This is a genomic window from Sphingomonas lenta, assembly GCF_002288825.1.
In the GTDB taxonomy this organism is placed as follows: Bacteria; Pseudomonadota; Alphaproteobacteria; order Sphingomonadales; family Sphingomonadaceae; genus Sphingomonas; species Sphingomonas lenta.
Window position 1 is genome coordinate 95,182 of sequence record NZ_NSLI01000005.1, and the last position, 20,458, is coordinate 115,639.

Sequence of the window (20,458 nt, forward strand, 5' to 3'; positions counted from 1 at the left end):
GTGCTTGCGCGCGCGTCCGCTGCGATGCACCATCCTTCCAAGGGGCATGGTGCGGGAGGTCGGATGCTGGACAGCCAAGATTTCGAGGCGGACGACGCCGCCCCCATCGATATGCTGGAGGCGTACTACGCCGCGCATGGCTGGAGCTTCGAGCGGCACGACGACGAGATCGTGGCGACCGTCAAGGGCAGCTGGACCGAGTATGAGCTGCGCGCGCTATGGCGCGAGGACGACCAAGTCCTGCAGTTCCTGGCATTCCCCGACATCAAGGTCACCGACGACCGCCGCGCTTCGATCTACGAGACGATAGGGCTGGTCAACGAGCAGCTCTGGATCGGCCATTTCGAGCTGTGGTCGTCATCGGGCGTGCTGCTCTACCGCCACGCGGCGATGATCGACGGGGCGGAGGAAGGGACCATGTCCTTGGCCGCCGCCGAGCTGCTGGTGGAGAGCGCGATCGACGAGTGCGAGCGCTTCTACCCCGTGTTCCAGTTCGTTCTCTGGGGCGGCAAGAGCCCCAAGGACGCGCTCGCCGCCGCGCTGATCGAGACGCAGGGAGAGGCATGACGCTGCGGGGACCCCAGCAAACTACTGTTTTGCTGGGAACCCTCACCGGAGCCGTCTGGCTCCTGGGCTGCGGCAACATGGGCGGCGCGATGCTGCGCCGTTGGCTCGCGGCGGGGCTGCGGCCGGATCAGGTCACTGTCATCACGCGCACAGAGCGCGCGCTGCCGGACGGGGTGCGCTGGTCGCCCGAGCTGCCGCGCGATGCCGCGCCCGACGTGCTGCTCCTCGCCGTCAAGCCGCAGCAGCTCGACGCGGTGACGCCCGCCGTCCAGGCCGTCCGGCCCAAGCTGCTCCTATCGATCTTGGCGGGCGTGGAGGAGGCGGCGCTGCGTCGGCGGTTCCATGCGGACGCGATCATACGCGCCATGCCCAACCTGCCCGTCGCGATCGGCAAGGGCGTGACGGCGCTGTTCGGCTCCGACGTCGACGGGGAGGCGCGGCGCACGGCGGAGGCGCTGTGTGCGCCGCTCGGCCACCACGAATGGATCGCGGACGAAGCGCTGTTCGACGCGGTGACGGCGCTCGCTGGATCGGGGCCGGGCTTCCTGTTCCGCTTCATCGACGCGCTGGGCGCGGCCGGCGCGGCGCTGGGACTGCCGGAGGACCAGGCGCGCCGCCTCGCGCTCGCGACGGTGGAGGGCTCGGCGATCATGGCCGCGAGCTCGGACGACAGCCCGGCCGCGCTCGCCGACAAGGTCGCGAGCCCCGGCGGCTCGACGCGCGAGGGTCTGAACGTGCTCGATCGGGACGGGGTGTTGGTGCGGCTGCTGACCGAGACGCTGCGCGCGTCCGAGCGCCGCAACCGCGAAATGGCGGCCGCGGCGCGCTAAGCTCCGCACGCGCGGCGCGCTAGCCTAGTCCCGCGCGCGCAGGCCCTCGACGCGGTAGCGCTCGTCCTCGGGGATCAGCCCTTCAAGCACCGCCCAGAAGCCGCCCACCGCGTGCTGGCCCGCGCGAACATACGCCGCCGAAAGCTTCTCGCGCAGCGCGTCGAACAGCTGCCCTTCCAGCTCGCTGCCCGCCGCGGTCAGGCGCAGGAGGCGCTGACGGCGGTCGCGCTCGCCCGGACGAGCCTCGACCAAACCGCGGTCGCTGAGCTCGTTCAGCACGCGGCCCAGCGACTGCTTGGTGATCGCGAGCAGGCTCAGCAGCTCGGAAACCGTCATGTCGGGCTTGCGCGCGATGAAGTAGAGCGCGCGGTGGTGCGCGCGGCCCAGGCCCTGCTTGGCGAGGCCGCGGTCGATCGCGCGGGTGATGTGGCTCTGGCCGAAGTACAGCAGTTCGAGACCACGGCGGAGTTCCGGTTCACGGAGGAACAGGGGGGAAGCGGACGGGGCGGAAGCCATGTTGACCCGATTAGACGGGCAACTTACGCGCCCGCAAGCCTCACTTTTCACTGGACATCGCACTTGGCCACGCGCTTCCGCTTCGATCCGAACCCCGAGAGCCTGCCCGCCGACGAGCGCGCGGCGCGGATGGCCGATCCCGGCTTCGGGCAGCTGTTCACCGACCACATGGCGGTGATCCGCTGGTCGGAGGCGGACGGGTGGCACGACGCCGCCGTCACCGCGCGCAAGCCGCTGGTGATGGATCCGGCCTCGTCCGTGTTCCACTACGCGCAGGAGATCTTCGAGGGACTGAAGGCGTACCGTCTCGACGACGGGAACACGGCGCTGTTCCGCCCGGAGGCGAACGCGCGCCGGTTCCGCGACTCCGCGCGGCGCATGGCGATGCCCGAGCTGCCGGAGGAGCTGTTCGTCGAGTCGATTGAGCGGCTGGTGGACGCCGACCGCGACTGGGTGCCCGACGGTTCCGGGGGCGGGTCGCTCTACCTCCGTCCATTCCAGATCGCGACCAGCGTGTTCCTGGGCGTGCGGCCGTCGAGCGAATACCTCTACATGGTGATCGCCTCGACGGTGGGCGCCTATTGGAAGGGCGGGCCCAAGTCGATCCGCATCTGGGTCAGCCAGGATTATACCCGCGCGGCCCCAGGCGGCACAGGCGCGGCGAAATGCGGCGGCAACTACGCGGCCAGCCTGCTCGCGCAGAAGGAGGCGATCGCGCGGGGCTGTGACCAGGTCGTGTTCCTCGACGCGGCGGAGCGCCGCTGGGTCGAGGAGCTGGGCGGCATGAACGTCTTCTTCGTGTTCGAGGACGGCAGCATCCAGACGCCGCCGCTGACCGGCACCATCCTGCCCGGCATCACGCGCGACTCGATCCTGACGCTCGCGCGCGACCGGGGCATGACCGTGCGCGAGGAGCCCTATGCGCTCGACCGGTGGCGCGCCGACGCGGAGTCGGGACGGCTGACCGAGTCCTTCGCCTGCGGCACGGCGGCGGTGGTGACGCCGATCGCCGAGGTGGCGGACCCGGACGGGACGTTCCGCATCGGCGCGGGCGGGCCGGGGCAGGTGACGACCGCGCTGTCCGACGCGCTCCAGGCCATCCAGCGTGGCCGCGCGCCCGACCCGCACGGCTGGCTCCACCGGCTTAGCTGAGGGCTTGGAAAGCGTGGGCGAGCGGCTATAAGCGCCGCCCGGCATTGGGGCGTCGCCAAGCGGTAAGGCAACGGTTTTTGGTACCGTCATGCGGAGGTTCGAATCCTCCCGCCCCAGCCACTCCGCACGAAAGCTGAACCGCGGGATTGCGTTCGGTCCGCTAGCGGGACACTGGCTCGAGCTCCGAAGGAGTTCACCCATGGATCGCCGCACCTTCCTCGCCTCCGCATCGGCCGTGGCCGCAGCGCCCCTGTCGGCGCAGCAGGGCCGGCCCAGCCCGCAACCGGCGGTGCCCGCGCCCGGCCAGGGCGGCGCGCCGACCCGCACGGGCGGACCGCTCCCCGGCCGCTGGGTCGAGGGCGAGGCGCGGTTCGTGCGGCCGGACGTCGGTCCCGGTGACCGGCCGGTAGGCGCGAGCTTCGCGTCGCGTACCGCCGTTTACGGCGTGTCGGGCGCGGCGGGCACCGCGCATCCGCTCGCGACGCAGGCGGCGATCGACATCTTGCGCCGCGGCGGGTCGGCGGTGGACGCGGCGATCGCGATCAACGCGTGCTTGGGCTTCCTGGAGCCCACCGCCTGCGGGATCGGCGGCGACTGCTACGCCATGCTCTGGGACCCGCGTACGCGCCAGGTGGTCGGCATCGCCGGATCGGGCGCGTCCCCGCGCGGCCTGTCGCTCGAGACGGTGCGCGCCCGCGCCAGAAGCGGCGTGCTGCCGCCGCTCGGCGCGGTGACCGTGTCGGTGCCGGGCACGGTGGATTGCTGGTGGGAGCTCCACCGCCGCTACGGCAAGCTGCCCTGGGCCGCGTTGTTCGAGCCCGCCATCGCCTATGCCGAGGGTGGCGCGCCGGTTCCGGACATCGTCAGCTACTATACGCGACGCAGCATCGCCGCGTTCCGCCGACCGGGCACGGGCATCGAGGAGGTCGCCAATGCGCTCCGTACCTACGCGCCGGGCGGCGAGGGCCCGAGCGTCGGCCAGGTGTTCCGCAACCCTGACCTCGCGCAGACCTATCGCCTGATCGCGCGGGGCGGGCGCGACGCCTTCTACCGAGGCGAGATCGCCGAGCGCATCGACCGCTACTTCCGTCGGATCGGCGGATGGCTGCGCGCCGACGACTTGGCGCGCCACCGGTCGGAATGGGTCAAGCCCTACGCCGCCGACTATCGCGGGGTCACCGTGCACGCGCTAGGCGCGAACACGCAGGGGTTGGCGACCTTGCAGATGCTCAACATGCTGGAGCGGTTCGACCTCCGCGCCGAGGGCTTCCAGTCGCCGCGCTCGATCCACCTCCAGGCGGAGGCGAAGCGGCTCGCCTACGAGGACCGCGCCCGCTACTATGCCGACCCGAACTTCGCGCGCGTGCCGGCCGACTGGCTCGTGTCGAAGGACTATGCCGCCGAGCGCGCCAAGCTGATCCGGCCCGACCGCATCAACCCCGCCGTGCGGCCCGGCCGCGCGCCGTCGAACGGCGACACCACCTACTTCACCTGCGCCGACCGCGACGGGATGATGGTCTCCATGATCCAGTCCAATTTCCGCGGCATGGGTTCGGGGCTGGTCGCGGACGGGCTGGGCTTCATGTTCCAGGACCGGGGCCAGCTGTTCAGCCTGGAGGACGGCCACCCCAACATCTACGCGCCCGGCAAGCGGCCCTTCCAGACGATCATCCCCGGCTTCGCGACGCGCGGCGGCGAGCCGTGGATGAGCTTCGGCGTGATGGGCGGCGACATGCAGCCGCAAGGGCAGACGCAGATCATCGTCAGCCGCGTCGACTACGGCCTCGACGTGCAGTCGGCGGGCGACAGCCCCCGCTGGCACCATGAGGGCTCGTCGCAGAGCATGGGCGAGGACGGGCCCGGCCTGCCCGCGACCGGCCTGTTGCGGCTGGAGACGGGCGTGCCGGACGCGACGCGCGCGGCGCTGGCGGGCATGGGCTGGGCGATCGGCGAGCCGGACGGCGGTTTCGGCCGATATCAGGCGGTCGAGCGCCGCCTGGACGGCGCGACGCGGGTTTGGGCGGCCGCGAGCGAGATGCGCGCGGACGGCTGCGCCCTGGCCTATTAGCCCGCCCGGGCGGGCGCCGCGCCGCCTCAGCGCGTCTGCATGCGGATGCCGACCCGGAACTGCCGCCCGAGCAGGTCCGAATAGGTGCTGTTCGCGGCCAGTCCGGTCTCGGGCAACAGGATCGGCCAGCGGTCGAACAGGTTGGTGATGTTGAGGAACAGCTCCGCCTCCGCGCCGCCCATGTCGATGCGCCCGGTAAGGTTCAGGTCGGCGTAGAACACGCCGGGTATCCGGTTCTCGTCATAGGTCGGGAACTGCGTCGTCGAGGGCGGGCAGCCGCCGGCCTGGCACTCGATGCCGTTGGCGACGTACTTGCCGCCGCTGACGCCGCGGCCCACGCCGGTGATCGAGAAGCTGGGCGTGTCGTAGGTCGCGCTGAAGCGGTAGATCCACTTGGGCGTGACCGATTGCGCCGTCAGCCCCGTGCCGCCGCCGAGCGAGCCGACGGAGTCGATCGGCACCGCCCCCGGCACGCCGCTGTTGAACAAGTTCTCGATATAGCGGGTCGCGATGCCGCGCAGCGTCACGTCGCCCGGCGCGTCGGCGAACATCGCGTCCAGCCGCGTGCGGTAGGACGCCTCGATGTCGATGCCGCGAACCAGCTGGCTGGCGGCGTTGAACGGCTGCGTGCGGAACAGCAGGTAAGGCTGGTTCGGCGCCGAGCGGATCGGGTCCACGCTGTAAGCGGCGCAGAACTCCTGCTGCCCCTGGAAGCACAGGTCGATGATGTTCTGCGCGGTGAAGGTGCTGATCGCATCCTTCAGGTCGATGCGGAAGTAATCGACCGACAGGTTGAAGCCCGGCAGGAAGCGCGGCGAGAAGACCCCGCCGATGTTCCACGAATCCGCCTTTTCGGGGCTGAGGTTCAGGTTGCCCGTCGCGATGCCCGAATAGCCGAAATTGGCCGGGCCGTTCCGGCCGTCCGTCGTGAAGAACGGGTTGCGCACCGCGTCGCTGTTCGCGGAACCCGCCTGATAAAGCTCGTTCAGGTTGGGTGCGCGGATGTCGCGCGACCGCGTGACGCGGAAGCGGATGTCCTCGATCGGCTGCCAGGTCGCGCCCGCCTTCCACGTCGTGACGTAACCCGCGGTGGAGTACTCGGTCGCGCGCACCGCGCCGTTAAATTCCAGGCCGAAGCCGAGCGGCACCACCGTCTCGATATAGGCCTCCTTGACGTCGTACTCGCCGTTGGTGGGCAGGTAGTTGCCCACCGACCAGCGGTTGGTCGTCGTCGGCCGTCCGGCCGCGTCCGTCGTGGCGAGCGGCTGGAACTCGGCGGGCACGAAGCCCTTGATCTTCTCCTCGCGATACTCGGCGCCGAGCGCGAGGCTGACGTCGCCCGCCCAGGTCGCGAACGGCGTGAAGGAGGTGTTGAAGCCGCCGACATACTGCTCGACGACCTCGTCGCGGTACGGGTCGCCGAGCACGTAGGGAATGGCGGCCGGATTGGCGACGCCGACGCCCAGACGGTTCAACGGCACGCAGCCGGGATCGTTGTTGTTCGGGTTGGCGTCGACGTTGATGCGGCAGACGATCGTGCCCGGCGCGACGCCGGCGGGGTTGCCCGCCTGCGCGAACACCGCGTCGGTTGCGGCGTTGATGCGGGTGAGGTTCTGGATATTACGGAGCTGCTCGCGCAGGTCGGCGCGGCCGTACTGCGCGTAGGCGTTCCACGTCGCCCGACGGCCGAGCAGCTCCGTCGAGCCTTCCGCGCCGACGGCGTAGCGCTGGACCTCGCGCCGGTTGTCGACGGCGCGAAAGGGCAGGTCGGCGGACGTCGTGCCGATCGTCACCGTGTTGATGCCGGCGAGCCGGCTCGCGCCCAGCGTGTTAATGAGGAACGCATTGTCCCGCTGGAGCGTGATCCCCGTCTGGAGGTTGGGGCCGGCGTTGAAGAACACGCGCTGGCGGTTGTACGCGCCCTCGGCGAACAGCTCGACGCCCTCCGCGATCTCGTAGCTCAGCCGGCCGAAGACGCCGTGGCGGTCGTCTTCCGGGTCGAGGCCGATGCGCCGTCCGGAGTCGTTGACCCGCCAGTCGCCGCCCTGCGTCAGCGTCGGCGGCGCCGTGCCGGTCGGGGAGGGGAAGGTGAGCGCGCCGAACTGGAACCGCTGCACCGCGCCGCCAGGGCCGAAGTAGAGGCCGCGCAGCGAGTTGGCCGCCACGCCGCTGTTCGCGAGCGCGGCGCTGGCGGTGACGATGCCGCCGGGCGTCGAGTTGACCGCGCCTACTTGGCGGCGGATCAGGAACTGCGGCGAGGTGCTGTTCGCGGTCCAGCTCGGGTCCTGGATGCGCACATAGCCCGTCGCGTTCCACTCGCGGTCGACCTGGAAGATGCCGTCGCGGTGCGCGACCTCGGCGCTCAGCAGGATGTGGCCGCGGTCGTCGCCGCCGAACGCCAGGCCGCCGGCGACGCCGAGCGAGTAGTTGTGGCCGTCGCCCTCCTCGGTGATGCCGCTGTCGATCGCGACCTTCAGCCCCTTGTATTTCTTGTCGAGGACGAAGTTGACGACGCCCGCGACCGCATCCGATCCGTACGCGGCGGACGCGCCGCCGGTGACGACCTCGACGCTGCGGATCAGCAACTGCGGGATGGTGTTGACGTCGACCAGGCCGGTCACGGTGGACGCGACCGAGCGCCGTCCGTCGAGCAGCACCAGCGTGCGGACCTCGCCCAGGTTGCGCAGGTTAAGCGCGTTGATGCCCGCCTGTCCGCTCGACAGGTTGAGGCGCGAGTTGGACGGCCGCGTCGAACCGGCGAGCGAGGGCAGCTGGTTGACGAAGTCGGCGACGTTGTTCGACGGCGAGCTGTTCTGGATCTCCTCCGCCGTCAGCACGGTGAGCGGGGTGGGCGCCTGGAATCCGTCGCGGACGATGCGCGTGCCGGTGACGACCACGTCCTCAGCTGCGGCAGGATTGGTCTCGGTCGGCTGCACGGTGGCCGCGCTCGACAGGCCGGTGCCCTCCTGGGGCGGGGGCGCGTCCTGCGCGGGCGGCGCGATCGGCGTCTGGGCGGCGGCGGGCGCGGCGAGCGAGGCGGCGACCGCCAGCGCGCTCATGCCCGTCAGCGTGCAAAGGCGCAGCCGACCCCGATTACCGCATCTACCCATCAATCATGTCCCCCGAACCATGTGCGACGCCGTACGGCGCCGTATCCCGATCCTTGAAGCTGCCGGGCCGGGCCGAGCAGCGTCAAGGCCCCGCTGATTTCTATCGCTTTATCGGTCCATAACCGGACGGCATAACAAGGCTAGCTTTCCGCGCGCTTCGGACGGCATGAAGGCCGCGCATGCTCTCCCGCCGTTCCTTCCTGCTAGGCTCCGCCGCGACGCTGGCCGCAGGCGGGGTCGTCGCGCGGCAGCGGCTGCGCAGGCCCGGCCTGTCCGCGCCGATCGAGATCGTCGACGACGTGTACGGCGTGCCGCACGTCCGCGCGCGCTCGAAGCCGGACGCGTTCTTCGGCCAGGGCTACGTCGTCGCGCGCGACCGGCTGTTCCAGATCGACCTGGCGCACCGGCGCGAACTGGGGCGGTTGGCCGAGGCGTTCGGGCCCAGCTTCGCGGAGCATGACGCCGCCGCGCGCCTGTTCCTCTATCGCGGCGACCTCGACCGGGAGCTCGCCCGCGTGCCGCGCGAGGTGCTGGCCTGCGCGCGCGCCTATGTCGCGGGCGTCAACGCGCGTATCGCGGAGGTGGAGCGCGACCCCGCGCTGCTGCCGCTCGAGTACGGCATCCTGGGCGTCATGCCGCTGCGCTGGGACCTGCGCGACCTGGTGCTCACGCGCGGCGTCCAGATCGGCAACATCGACGACGAGGTCCGCCGCGCCCAGCTCGCCGCGCTCGGCCTGCTGGAGCTGGACGCGCTGGTGGCGCCGCTGCGCCCGGCCTGGACGCTCAGCGTACCCGAAGGGCTGGACGCGGCCGCCGTGTCGGAGGCCGATATGGGGAGCCTGCTGACGGGCGGCCTGCCGTTCGGCCCCGACACGCCGGTGGCGGCGCCCGACCCGGTCGAGCGCGCCAACGCCGGATCGAACGCCTGGACGGTGGCGGGCAGCCGCACCGCGACCGGCCGGCCGATCCTGGCGAACGACCCGCATCTCGGGATCGGCGGCTTCGGCCCGCGCCATGTGGCGCACCTCTCCGCGCCGGGCCTCGACGTGATCGGCGGCGGCGCGCCCGGATTGCCGGGCGTCATGCAGGGCCATACCGACCGCTTCGCGTTCGGCCGCACTAACTTCCACATCGACCAGTCCGACCTGTTCGTGCTCGAGCTCGATCCCGCCGACCCCGAGCGGTATCGCCACGAGGGCGGGTGGCGGCGCTTCGAGCGCGTCGCGGCCGAGATCGCGGTCAAGGGCGAGGCGCCGCGCACCGTCACGCTGCGCTACGCCGCGCAGGGGCCCGTCGTGTCGCACGATCCCGCCCGCCGCCGCGCCACCGCGGTCGCGTCCATCGCGATGCAGCCCGGCGGCAGCGGCGCGTTCGCGATGATCGCGATCAACCTCGCGCGCGACTGGCGATCGCTCCGGCGCGCGTTCAAGCTGCACCCGTCGCCGACCAACTTCCACTATGCCGACGTGGACGGCAATCACGGCTGGCAGGTGATCGGCTTCGCGCCCGTGCGCAAGCGCGGCGACGGCCTACTGCCCGTGCCGGGCGACGGGCGCTACGACTGGACGGGCATGCGCGACTTCGAGTCGCTGCCGAGCGAGTACAACCCGGCCAAAGGCTGGTTCGCGTCCGCCAACCAGAACAACCTGCCGCCGGACTATCCGAGGGACCGCATCCCCGCCTTCTCGTTCCGCGACCCGTACCGCTACGAGCGCGTCGCCGAGGTGTTGGCAGCCCAGTCCAAGCACAGCCTCGCCGACAGCGTCCGGCTCCAGCACGACACGCTGTCCGAACCCGCGCGGCGGCTCGTGGCGCTGCTCCCGCGCGCACCCTCGCAAGCCGCGCGGCCGGCGGCGGCGATGCTCGCTGGCTGGGACGCGCGGCTCGACGCCGACAGCGCGCCCGCCGCGCTGTTCCAGATTCTGTGGCGCGAGCTGGGCGACCGCGTGCTCGCGGCGGTGGTGCCGGAGCAAGCGAGGCACCTCGTCACCGACATCGCCGCGGGCGAGCTGCTGCGGCTATTGCCGGGCCGGGACGCGCTGATCGACGGGGCGCTCGCCGCGGCCTGGAGCCAAGCGCAGGCGCAGCTCGGCCCCGACCCGTCGCGGTGGCGCTGGGGAACGCTCCATCAGGTGCGGATCGCGCATCCCTTGTCGCGCATCCCGGCGATCGCCGCGGCGTTCCCGCCGATCGAGGGCAGGGGCTCGGGCGGCGACGGCTACACCGTCATGGCGCGCTGGACGCCGGGCGGAGGCGGCTGGCGCACCACGGGCGGGGCGAGCTACCTCCAGGTGATCGACGTCGGCGCGTGGGACGATTCGGTGATGATCAACCTGCCCGGCCAGTCGAACGACCCGCGCTCGCCGCACTACCGCGACCACTACGGCCCCTGGATCAGGGGCGACATGCTGCCCATGCCGTTCAGCCGCGCGGCGGTGGACGCCGCGGCGGAGCGGCGCACGGTGCTGACGCCGTGAGCCTGCGCCGCCTGATCCTCTGCTGCGCCGCGCTGCTGGCCGGGCCGGCGGCGACCAGGCCGTCGGTCGACGTCGTGATCCGCGGCGGCACGATCTACACGGGCGCGGAAGCGCCGCCGTTCGTCGGCGACGTCGAGGTCGCGGGCGACCGCATCGTCTATGCCGGTCCCGGCCGGAACACCACCGCGAAGCGGGTGATCGACGCGCGCAGCAAGATCGTAGCGCCCGGCTTCATCGACCCGCACACGCATCCCGACACCTATATCCGCTCGGCCGATCCCAAGCAGCGGCTCAACCTCCCCTGGCTCGCGCAGGGCGTCACCACGATCGTGGTGGGCGGCGACGGCCGCGGTTCGCCCGACGTCGCGGCCGACTTGGGGCGGCTGGAGCGCAGCGGGATCGGCACCAACGTCGCCGCCATGGTCGGCTTCGGCGAGATCCGCACGCGCGTGCTGGGCCGCGTCGACCGCGCGCCCACGCCCGCCGAGCTCGCCCGCGAACGCGCGCTCGCGGCCAAGGCGATGTGCGAGGGCGCGCTGGGGCTGTCGACCGGCCTGTTCTACGCGCCGCAGAGCTACGCCAGGACCGACGAGGTGGTCGCGGTCGCCGCCGAGGTCGGCAAACGCGGCGGGCTGTACGATACGCATCAGCGCGACGAATCCAACTACACGATCGGCCTCCTGGCCTCGACGCGCGAGGCCCTCGCGATCGGCCGCGCGGCGGGAACGCCCGTCCACTTCTCGCACCTGAAGGCATTGGGCGTCGACCTGCACGGCCAGGCGCCCGCGCTCATTGCCGCGATCGAGCAGGCGCGGGCGGCGGGCCTGCGCGTCACCGCCGACCAGTATCCGTGGCTCGCGTCGGGCTCCAGCCTGGACGCCGCGCTGGTGCCGAACTGGGCGGTGGACGGCGGCTACAAGGCGCTGCTCGCGCGGCTCGACGACGTAGGCCTGCTCGCGCGGATCAGGACGGAGATGCGCGAGAACCTGCGTCGGCGCGGCGGCCCGGAGTCGATCCTGCTGACCAGCGCGGGCCGGCCCTGGACGGGCAAGACGCTCGGGCAGGCGGCGGCCGGGTGGAGGGTGGAGCCGATCGACGCCGCGATCCGCATCTTGCGCGTCCCCAACGCCGCGGGCGACAACCCGGCCGGGGCAGGCGTGGCGAGCTTCAACATGGCCGACCGCGACGTCGATCTGATCATGCGCCAGTCCTGGGTGGTGACCGCGTCCGACGGGTCGGACGGCCACCCGCGCCAGTTCGCCAGCTTTCCGCGCAAGTACCGGGTGTATGTCCGCGAGCGGAAGGTGATCGGGCTCGCCGACTTCATCCGCCGATCGACGGGGCTGACCGCCGACATCTACGGCATCGCGCGGCGCGGCTACCTGCGGCCCGGCTACCACGCCGACGTCGTGGTGTTCGATCCCGAGCGCTACGCGCCGCGCGCCGATTATGTCCGGCCCACGCAGCCCAGCGTGGGCGTGGACGCGCTGCTGGTGAACGGCCGTCTCGCGCTTGAGCGTGGCGCGCCTACCGGCATCGCCGCCGGCCGCGCGCTCAGGCGGCCGCGCCCGGCCGGCTGCCCCGCATAGCCCGACGTTATGGATCGCCCCACCTCCGCCACTGGCGACGCCGCGCTCCCCGGCGCTACGCTGGCCGCCATGATCCCGGCACCGTATCTCCTTTACTTAGGTCGCTCCGACGACGAAGTCGGCCTCAAGACCTCGCGCGGACTGGCGGTGTTCCGCCGCGACGATTGCGTGGGCGAGTTCCGGCACGACGAGTGCCGCTTCACGCTGGGCCTGCCGCGCTTGGGGCTAGCGGAGGCGCGTGGGGCCGGAGCGCGGACGCTCGTGCTGGGGATCGCCAATCCGGGCGGGCGGCTCGCGCCCTCGCTCGTCGAGGAAGCGCTGGAGGCGATCGCGGCGGGCATGAACGTCGCGTCCGGGCTCCACCAGCGCCTGCGCGACGAGCCGCGGCTGGTGCAGGCCGCGGAGGAGGCCGGCGTTACCCTCTTCGACGTGCGCGACCCGCCGGCGGACCTGCCCGTCGGCAACGGCCTGCCCCGCGCGGGCAAGCGGCTGCTGACCGTCGGCACCGACTGCTCGGTCGGCAAGATGTACACGACGCTCGTCCTGCGGGATGCATTTCGCGCGCGGGGCGTGGCGGCCGACTTCCGCGCGACCGGGCAGACGGGCATCCTGATCGCAGGCGAGGGCGTGCCGCTCGACGCGGTCGTCGCCGACTTCATCTCGGGCGCGATCGAGGCGCTCAGCCCCGCCCGCGACGACGACGGCTGGGACCTGATCGAGGGGCAGGGCTCGTTGTTCCACCCCTCCTTCGCGGGCGTGTCGACAGGCCTGCTGCACGGTGCTCAGCCCGCGGCGATCGTCATGTGCCACGACCCGTCGCGCCCGCGCATGCGCGGGCTGCCGCACTACCCGCTACCCGACCTGGCCGAGTGCCTGGCGATGAACCTCCAGGTCGCGCGCCTGACCAGCCCGGACGTCCGCGCGGTCGGCGTCGCGCTCAACACGTCCAAGATGGACGAGGTCGCGGCGCGACGGCTGTGCGACGAGACCGCCGACCGGCTCGCGCTGCCCTGCACCGATCCCTTCCGCTTCGGCGCCGACCCGATCGCCGACTGGACCCTCCGATGCTTCGCACCCTCCAGCCCCAAGCCGACGGTTTCGGCCTGAGCCGCCCGTTCCGCATCTCGCGCGGCGTCAAGACCGTCGCCGAGGTGGTGACGGTCACGATCGGCCAAGGCGACGCGGTCGGCCGCGGCGAGGGCGTGCCCTATCCGCGCTACAGCGAGACGGTCGACGGCGCGCTCGCGGCGGTCGAGGCGGTGCGCCCGCTGATCGAAGCGGGCGCGGGGCGGGAGGAGCTGGCGCGCGCCATGCCGGCCGGCGCGGCCCGCAACGCCGTCGACTGCGCGCTGTGGGACCTGGAGGCGCGGCTCGGGGGCACGAGCGTCGCCGCGCTCGCCGGCCGGCCCGCGCCCGCGCCGATCGCGTCCGCGATCACGATCGGCATCGACGCGCCAGCGGCGATGGCCGACGCCGCGCGCCGGGCCGCGCGCGCGCCGCTCCTCAAGGTCAAGGTCGACGCCGAGCACGCCGCCGAGCGCATCCGCGCCGTCCGCGCCGCCGCGCCCGACCCCCGGCTGATCGTCGACCCGAACGAGAGCTGGAGCGTGGGCGATCTCGAGCGGCTGGAGGACCTGCTCGTGGAGAGCCGCGTCGACCTGCTCGAACAGCCATTGCCCGCAGGCGAAGACGGCGCGCTGGCGGGCCGGCGCTGGCGCGTCCCCGTCTGCGCCGACGAGTCGCTCCACACCCGCGCCGACCTCGACGCGCTCGTCGGTCGATACAGCCACGTCAACATCAAGCTCGACAAGACGGGCGGGCTGACCGAGGCTCTCCAGCTTGGCGAGGCCGCAAAGGCGAGGGGGTTCGGGCTGATGGTCGGTTGCATGGTGTCGTCGTCGTTGAGTATCGCGCCGGCGATGCTGGTGGCGGGCGGGGCCGAGTTCGTCGACCTAGACGGCCCGCTCTGGCTGGCCGAGGACCGGCCGGGCGGCGTGGTCGACCGCGACGGCGTCATGTCGCCGCCCGCGCCCGGCTTCTGGGGCGGCGTGGCTTGAGCTTCGCGCGCGGCTGGTTCGCGATCCCGCTCTGGAAGCGGGTCGTCGCGGGCCTCGTGCTCGGCGTGGCGCTCGGCATGCTCTGGCCGGAGGGCGCGGCGGCGATCCGCATCCTGGGCGAGCTGTTCGTCAGGCTGATCCGCATGCTGGTCGTGCCCGTCGTGCTCGTCACCGTCGCCGCCGGCATCGCCTCACTCGGCGATCCGCGAAGGCTGGGGCCGATCGGCGGGCGTACGGTGGCGCTGTTCGCGGCTACGACGCTGATCGCGGTCACGATCGGCATGGCGACCGGCCTCCTGATCCGCCCGGGCGAGGGGATCGCGCTCGCCGGCGTCGCGCCGCACGCGCTCGGCCAGCCCGTCACGCCGGCCGAGCAGCTCCTCAACATCATTCCCACCAACATTATTGACGCGCTCGCCAAAGGCGACATGCTCGCGATCCTGTTCACCGCCGTGCTGCTGGGCGTGGGCAGCGTCGTCGCGGGCGAGGCGGGCAGGCCCGTGGTGGCGCTGCTCCAAGCTTTGAGCAACGTGCTCCTCCACATCGTCCGCATCGTGATGGAGGTGACCCCCTTCGGCGTGCTCGCGCTGATCGCCAACGCGGTCGCGACAGGGGGTGCGGCGGTGTTCGTCAACATCGGCTGGCTGGCGCTCTGCGTCCTCGTCGCGTCGCTCGCACAGATGGCGCTGGTGCACGCCACGCTGATCCGGCTCTGGGCCAGGCTGCCCGTGGTGCGTTTCTACCGCGGGATCGTCGACGCGCTGGCGGTGGCGTTCTCGACGGCGTCGTCCTCCGCGACGCTCCCCGTCGCGCTCAGGGTCGCGAGCGATAACCTCGGCGTCGCCAGGCCGATCGCATCTACCGTGCTCCCGCTCGGCGCCAGCATCGGCAAGGACGGCACCGCCATGTATGTGGGCCTGCTCGGCCAGTTCGCGCTCCAGGCGCTGGGCGTTGTCCCCGACGGGTGGATGCTCGTCGTCATGCTGCTCACCGGCGCGCTCGCGGCGTTCGGCACCGCGCCCATCCCGTCCGCGTCCCTGTTCATGCTGGCCGCGATGTTGTCGGCGGTGGGCGTGGGACCCGAGCAGACGGCGCTCGTCGTCGGGCTCGTGCTGCCGTTCGACCGCCTGCTCGACATGACGCGCACCGTGCCGTCCGCGTCCGCCAACCTCACGGTGGCGACGCTGGTCGCCCGCGCCGAGGGCGCGCTGGACGAGCCGCGCTTCCGAGGTCTAGCATCTGCGCCGGCATGAACTTGCGCCATATCGAGATCTTCCACGCGGTCTACGTCAACGGCTCGGTCAGCGCGGCGGCGCGCGCGCTCAACGTGTCGCAGCCGTCCGTCTCCAAGACGCTGCGCCACGCCGAGGGCCAGCTCGGCCTGGAGCTGTTCCAGCGCACGGGCGGGCGGCTCGTGCCGACGGAGGACGCGCACGCGCTCTTCTCGGGCGTCGCCGAAATTCAGGAACGCGTGCGCGCGCTGCGCGAGGTGGGCCGCAACCTGCGCCTCGGCGCGGGAACGAGCCTTCGCGTCTCCGCACTCCCCAGCCTGGCGCTGGGGCCCTTGCCCGCCGCCGTGGCGCGCTTCCTCGGGCGGCGGCCGGAGGTGCATTTCGACCTCCAGACGATCCACCACGACGACCTGCTTCGGAAGTTGTACGAGCGCGAGACCGACCTCGCCATCGCGTCCGAAGTGCCGCTGGGCGCACCGCTCGGCTCCGCATGGCTCGGCGAGGGCGAGCTAGTGGTGCTCTACCGCGAGGCCGACATGCCCGACGCGCCGCCCCGCATCGAGCTGGCGCAGCTCGCCGGCCGGCCCTTCATCTCGCTCGCGGCGAGCGGCCCGATCGGCCGCGCCTTCACGACCGAGCTCGACCGCTTGGGCGTGGAGCTGGACGAGGTCGCGTCGGCCCGCACCTTCTATATCGCCGCAGCACTCGTCCGCGCGGGCGTGGGCTGCACGGTGGTCGACGGCTTCACCGCCGAGGCGTCGCTCGCGCCCGGCCTGTCGATGCGGCCGCTGAAACCCTCGCTGACCTACGACGTGCACGCCGTCCACCTGCTCGACCGGCCGCCTAGCGCGCTCGCGGGCGAGTTCCTGACGACCCTGAGCGACGTGATCGAGGGGCGATGAGAAAAGTCACGCTCGCCCTCGCGCTGCTGGCTGCCCCCGTCCGCGCCGAGCCCGACGCCACCGTCGCGGCCGCGCTTGCCAAGGCGGGGCCGGGCGCGCGCATCGGCCTCGTCGTCGTCGACGACACCGGCAACGAGATCGTCGCCATCCGCCCCGACGAGCGCTTCGTGCCCGCGTCCAACACCAAGATGTTCACCACCGCCGCCGCCTTTGCGACGCTCGACACGGCCGGCCCCGACGCCGCCGGCGCGACGGTGCGGCTCGACGGCCGCGACGTGGTGCTCGCCGGCCACGGCGACGCGCGGTTGTCGAGCGCGGCGGATTGCCGCACAGACTGCCTCGTCGAACTCGCGCGCGCGGTCGCGGCGCGCACCCGCGTCGTCGGAGACGTGATCGGTGACGACAGCTTCTTTCCCGACGAGCGCTGGCCGGTGGGGATGAGCTGGAACAACATGGCCGGGCGTTACGGCACCGCGATCTCGGCGTTGACGATCGACGACAATGTCGCGGTGCTCGACGTCCGGCCCGGCGCACCCGGCGCGGCGCCGGTGATCACCGGCGACGGTTACTACCGGATCGAGAACCGCGCGGTGACGGTCGCCGGCGGCAAGGCGTCGCTGAGTGCCACGCGCACGCCGGGGAGCGACCTGCTGCGGGTGACTGGCACCGTGCCGGCCGGAACGGCAACTGAAACTCTGACCGTCGGCGTCGACGATCCCGCGCACCGCGCCGCTTGGCGGCTCGCGGCGCTGCTCAGACGAGAAGGTGTTCGCGTGACGGGCCGCGTCGGCGTACGCCACCGGCCGATCGGGCCGGCCGACGATCCGGAGACCCGCTGTGCGGCTCCGCCCGCGCGTCCGCCTGCGCCGCCCGTGCTGGCGCGCCTCAGCCCGCCGCCGCTCGCTGAGGACCTGACCGTCACCAACAAGGTCAGCCAGAACCTCCACGCCGACCTGCTGCTGCGCCGCGTCGGCGCGGTCGGCGGCACGGGGTCGGTCGCGGACGGGCGCGCGGCGGTGCGGGCGATGCTTACCCTCGCAGGCGTGGAGCGCTGGGCCTACGACTTCGCCGATGGCTCCGGCATGTCGAGCTACAACCGCGTGACGCCCCGCGCGACGATCCGCTTTCTGCGCTGGGTCGAGGCGCAGCCCTGGGGCGAGGCGTGGCGCGGGACGCTGCCCGTGGCGGGCGTGGACGGTACGCTCGCCCGCCGCTTCAAGGGCACGCCGCTCGAGAGCAAGCTGTTCGCCAAGACGGGCACGCTCAACGCGACGAACGCGCTGTCGGGTCACATGGTCGCGGCGAGCGGGCGCAGGCTCACCTTCTCCGCCTTCGCCAACGACGTGCCGGGCGACGCGTCGGCGACGGCGGCGATCGACGCGGCGCTGCTAGCGGTCGCCGCCGCCAACTGACGCGTCCCAGGCGGCGATCAGCGCGTCGCCTGTCGCCGGGCGCAGCTCGAAGATGCCGCTGTCGAAGTGCCGCGTCGGATGTACGCGGTTGGTGAGCAGCGTCCAGGCGAGCCTGCGCTCCCAGTCGATCCACAGCCCCGTGCCCGTGAATCCGGTATGCCCGATCGTGCCGGCGGAGCAGGCCTGTCCGCCCGACCAGCCCGGATGGCGGATCTCCCATCCGAGCATGCGGTGCTGCTCCAACGGCGTGCGGATCGCCTCGATCGCCGCGGAGGACGCGCCGCTGCCGTCGAGCAGGCCCAGCGCGAAGTCGAGCACGCCGTCCACCGTCCCGAACAGCCCGGCATGGCCCGTGCGCCCGCCCATCGCATGAGCGTTCTCGTCGTGCACCTCGCCCTTCAGCACGCGCCCGCGCCACGGGCACAGCTCGGTCGCGACCGCCGGGCCGGGCGGCGGTCCCCAGGCCAGGCCAGGGTCGAGCGGCAGCGCGTCGAGCCCGCCCCCCGTCAGCCGCTCCACGACGATGCCCAACAGGATGAAGTTGATGTCCGAATAGACTGGCGGGCCGTGTCGCCATTCGCGCTGGAGCACGAAGGCGCGCAATCGGGCGGGGTCGTCGCCATAAGTGTAGATCGGCTCTACCGCGGGCAGGAAGGTGCGGTGCGCCAGGCAGTCGCGGAACGTCAGCCGCCGCTCGGGCGCGTTCGCGACGTCGTACTGGCGCAGGTCGGGGATGGCGTCGGTCAGCGGCCGGTCGAGGTCGATGCGCCCCTCGTCGGCCAGCCTGAGCACGAAGCTGGTGGTGGCGATTACCTTGGTGAGCGAGGCGAGGTCGAACCAGTGTCCGCGCGTGAGCGGCTCGGGTGCTGGAACGCGTTGCGCGAGGCCGGCCGTCCGCACGGCGCGCGCGCCGTCGGCGGTGACGATCCCGAGCGTCGCGCCAGGGATGCGGCCGTCCTCGACGGAGGCGAGCGCCGGCGCGAACGCGGCGTCGGCGACCTGCTCGATCACGCGTCGTCACGCGGGCGGACGCGCGCCAGCACCGGCAGGAACGGGATCGCGGCGAGGCTCAGCACGCCCGACAGCAGGAAGAAATTGTCATAGCCGATCGCCCCCACGATCGTCCCGCCCGCGCCCGCGAGCAGCCGCGGCAGCAGGAACGCGAAACCGGTGAGAAAGGCGTATTGCGCTCCGGAGAAGCGCGGGTTCACCAGCAACGACAGGTACACCACGAACACCGCGCCCGCGAGCCCGTTGCCGAACTGGTCGAGCGCGGTGGCGAGGTAGAGGACCGGCTCGGCCACCTCCCGGTGCGCGAGCCAGACGAAGCCGAAGTTGCCGATCGCGGCGGTGAGCGCGCCGAGCGCCAACGTCCATCCCATGCGCCAGCGCGTGACTAGCCAGCCGCCCGTGCCGACACCGGCGACGCTCGCCGCGAGCGCCACCACGCCGTCGGCGCGGCCGATCTGGGAGAGGCCATAGCCCAGCTCCTTGATCATCGGCTTGGACAGGTTGAGCGCGAGCACGTCGCCCATGCGGTAGAGCGACACGAACGCCATCAGCACGATCGCGGCGAAGCCGTATCGCCAGAAGAAGTCGGCATAGGGCCCGATCGCCGCCGACCGGCGGACCCACGCGTCGGCGGGCGCGCGGCGGATGCGCGGCAGCGCGGCGGCCATCGCCAGGAACGGCAGCATGCACAGCCCCAGCACCCAGGGCGTGACGTTCGCCCGCCCGTCGATGCCGGCCGCGGCCGCGAGCCCCAGCGCGACCGAGCCGACGCCCGCCGTCAGCGCCGCCGCGCCGAGCAGGATCGCCGCGCCCGCCAACAGGCCCGCCAGGAGCGCCGCGCCCCGCCCGCCTCCCGCGCCGTCGGCCGGCCGCATCGCGACCAGCACGGGAAAGGGCAGGAACGCCACGCCCGCGACCGCGAGATAGGCGAGCGTCCACCCGCCCGCATCCGCCAGCAAGAGCGCGCCGCTGCCCGCGGCGACCATCGCGCTGCGGTAGCCCCAGAGGTTCGCCGCGACGATCGGCCCCTGCTCGTCCTGGGTCGGGAACAGCTCGATGCGCCACGCGTCCGCCGCGATCTCCAGCGTCGTCGTCCAAAAGGCGAGCAGCACGGCGAAGAGGGCGGTCACGGCCAGACCGTCGCCGCCCGTGAACGCCAGCGCCGCCATCGAGGACGCGATGCCGAGCTGCGCCAGCATGATCCACCCCCGGCGCTTGCCCCACCAGCGGCCGAAGCCGGGCACGACGAAGCGGTCGAGCAGCGGCGCCCAGACGAACTTCAGCGTCGGCAGCAGCTGCACCCAGGCGAAGAAGCCGATCACCGCCAGCGCGACCCCGTCCGCCTGCAGCCTGAGCGCGAGCACGGTCGAGAACATGTAGAAGGGCAGCCCCGCCGAAAAGCCGAGCAGGCCGAAGAGCGCCATGCTCCCCCGGTCCGGTCGGGCGCGATAGGCGGCGGGGGAGGCCGCGACGGCGGCGATCGAGGTCATCCGCCTTTCCTAACGAAGTGCGGGGCGGCCGTCGCGTGGTCGATG

The 20,458-nt window shown here is 72.3% G+C and carries 15 protein-coding genes and 1 tRNA gene; 12 read left to right on the forward strand and 4 right to left on the reverse strand.

The window, feature by feature from the left end:
• Nucleotides 1–63 precede the first annotated feature (63 nt).
• A complete protein-coding gene (locus CKY28_RS15855) occupies nt 64–567 on the forward strand; it encodes a type III secretion system chaperone family protein (protein ID WP_095999367.1) in 504 nt (167 codons plus the stop codon).
• A 29-nt stretch (nt 568–596) separates the two neighbouring features.
• Nucleotides 597–1,397, forward strand: a complete 801-nt coding sequence (gene proC, locus CKY28_RS15860; protein WP_281253257.1) for a pyrroline-5-carboxylate reductase — start codon at nt 597–599, stop codon at nt 1,395–1,397.
• Nucleotides 1,398–1,421: 24 nt separating this feature from the next.
• Here the strand turns inward: proC and CKY28_RS15865 are convergent, their stop codons facing one another.
• Nucleotides 1,422–1,913: a MarR family transcriptional regulator gene (locus CKY28_RS15865; protein ID WP_095999541.1), complete on the reverse strand. Its 492-nt coding sequence runs from the start codon at nt 1,911–1,913 to the stop codon at nt 1,422–1,424.
• 63 nt (nt 1,914–1,976) lie between these two features.
• Here CKY28_RS15865 and CKY28_RS15870 point away from each other — a divergent pair, with 63 nt between their 5' ends.
• The 3 genes from CKY28_RS15870 (at nt 1,977) to CKY28_RS15880 (ending at nt 5,133) form a co-directional block, all read left to right on the forward strand.
• Nucleotides 1,977–3,065, forward strand: a complete 1,089-nt coding sequence (locus CKY28_RS15870; RefSeq protein WP_281253258.1) for a branched-chain amino acid aminotransferase — start codon at nt 1,977–1,979, stop codon at nt 3,063–3,065.
• 45 nt (nt 3,066–3,110) lie between these two features.
• A tRNA-Gln gene (locus CKY28_RS15875) sits at nt 3,111–3,185 on the forward strand.
• A 79-nt stretch (nt 3,186–3,264) separates the two neighbouring features.
• A complete protein-coding gene (locus tag CKY28_RS15880; RefSeq protein WP_095999369.1) occupies nt 3,265–5,133 on the forward strand; it encodes a gamma-glutamyltransferase family protein in 1,869 nt (622 codons plus the stop codon).
• Between the two features lie 26 nt (nt 5,134–5,159).
• Here the strand turns inward: CKY28_RS15880 and CKY28_RS15885 are convergent, their stop codons facing one another.
• Complete coding sequence (locus CKY28_RS15885) at nt 5,160–8,192, reverse strand: TonB-dependent receptor plug domain-containing protein (RefSeq protein WP_095999370.1); 3,033 nt, start codon at nt 8,190–8,192, stop codon at nt 5,160–5,162.
• 230 nt (nt 8,193–8,422) lie between these two features.
• Here CKY28_RS15885 and CKY28_RS15890 point away from each other — a divergent pair, with 230 nt between their 5' ends.
• The 7 genes from CKY28_RS15890 to dacB all read left to right on the forward strand — a co-directional run bounded on the left by CKY28_RS15890 (nt 8,423) and on the right by dacB (nt 17,912).
• On the forward strand, nt 8,423–10,720 hold the full coding sequence (locus CKY28_RS15890) for a penicillin acylase family protein (protein WP_095999371.1): 2,298 nt from the start codon (nt 8,423–8,425) through the stop codon (nt 10,718–10,720).
• A gap of 2 nt (nt 10,721–10,722) precedes the next feature.
• Nucleotides 10,723–12,309 (forward strand): N-acyl-D-amino-acid deacylase family protein, encoded by a 1,587-nt coding sequence (locus CKY28_RS15895; protein ID WP_095999543.1) that lies wholly within the window; start codon nt 10,723–10,725, stop codon nt 12,307–12,309.
• Nucleotides 12,310–12,378: 69 nt separating this feature from the next.
• Complete coding sequence (gene dgcN / locus CKY28_RS15900; RefSeq protein WP_095999544.1) at nt 12,379–13,416, forward strand: N-acetyltransferase DgcN; 1,038 nt, start codon at nt 12,379–12,381, stop codon at nt 13,414–13,416.
• A complete protein-coding gene (gene dgcA / locus CKY28_RS15905) occupies nt 13,374–14,366 on the forward strand; it encodes an N-acetyl-D-Glu racemase DgcA (RefSeq protein ID WP_095999372.1) in 993 nt (330 codons plus the stop codon). The genes dgcN and dgcA overlap by 43 nt, the downstream gene beginning before the upstream one ends.
• Entirely contained in the window at nt 14,363–15,619 is a 1,257-nt protein-coding gene (locus CKY28_RS15910) for a dicarboxylate/amino acid:cation symporter (RefSeq protein WP_095999373.1), read from the forward strand. Before dgcA ends, CKY28_RS15910 begins: the two co-directional genes overlap by 4 nt.
• On the forward strand, nt 15,616–16,500 hold the full coding sequence (locus CKY28_RS15915) for a LysR family transcriptional regulator (protein WP_095999374.1): 885 nt from the start codon (nt 15,616–15,618) through the stop codon (nt 16,498–16,500). Before CKY28_RS15910 ends, CKY28_RS15915 begins: the two co-directional genes overlap by 4 nt.
• Nucleotides 16,497–17,912 carry a D-alanyl-D-alanine carboxypeptidase/D-alanyl-D-alanine endopeptidase gene (dacB, locus tag CKY28_RS15920; RefSeq protein ID WP_095999375.1) on the forward strand — a complete coding sequence of 472 codons (1,416 nt, stop codon included), beginning with the start codon at nt 16,497–16,499 and terminating at the stop codon, nt 17,910–17,912. The genes CKY28_RS15915 and dacB overlap by 4 nt, the downstream gene beginning before the upstream one ends.
• Here the strand turns inward: dacB and CKY28_RS15925 are convergent.
• Both CKY28_RS15925 and CKY28_RS15930 read right to left on the reverse strand, forming a co-directional pair.
• Nucleotides 17,889–18,923, reverse strand: a complete 1,035-nt coding sequence (locus CKY28_RS15925) for a serine hydrolase domain-containing protein (protein ID WP_095999376.1) — start codon at nt 18,921–18,923, stop codon at nt 17,889–17,891. The genes dacB and CKY28_RS15925 overlap by 24 nt on opposite strands.
• Entirely contained in the window at nt 18,920–20,413 is a 1,494-nt protein-coding gene (locus CKY28_RS15930; RefSeq protein WP_245841876.1) for an MFS transporter, read from the reverse strand. The genes CKY28_RS15925 and CKY28_RS15930 overlap by 4 nt, the downstream gene beginning before the upstream one ends.
• Nucleotides 20,414–20,458 lie beyond the last annotated feature (45 nt).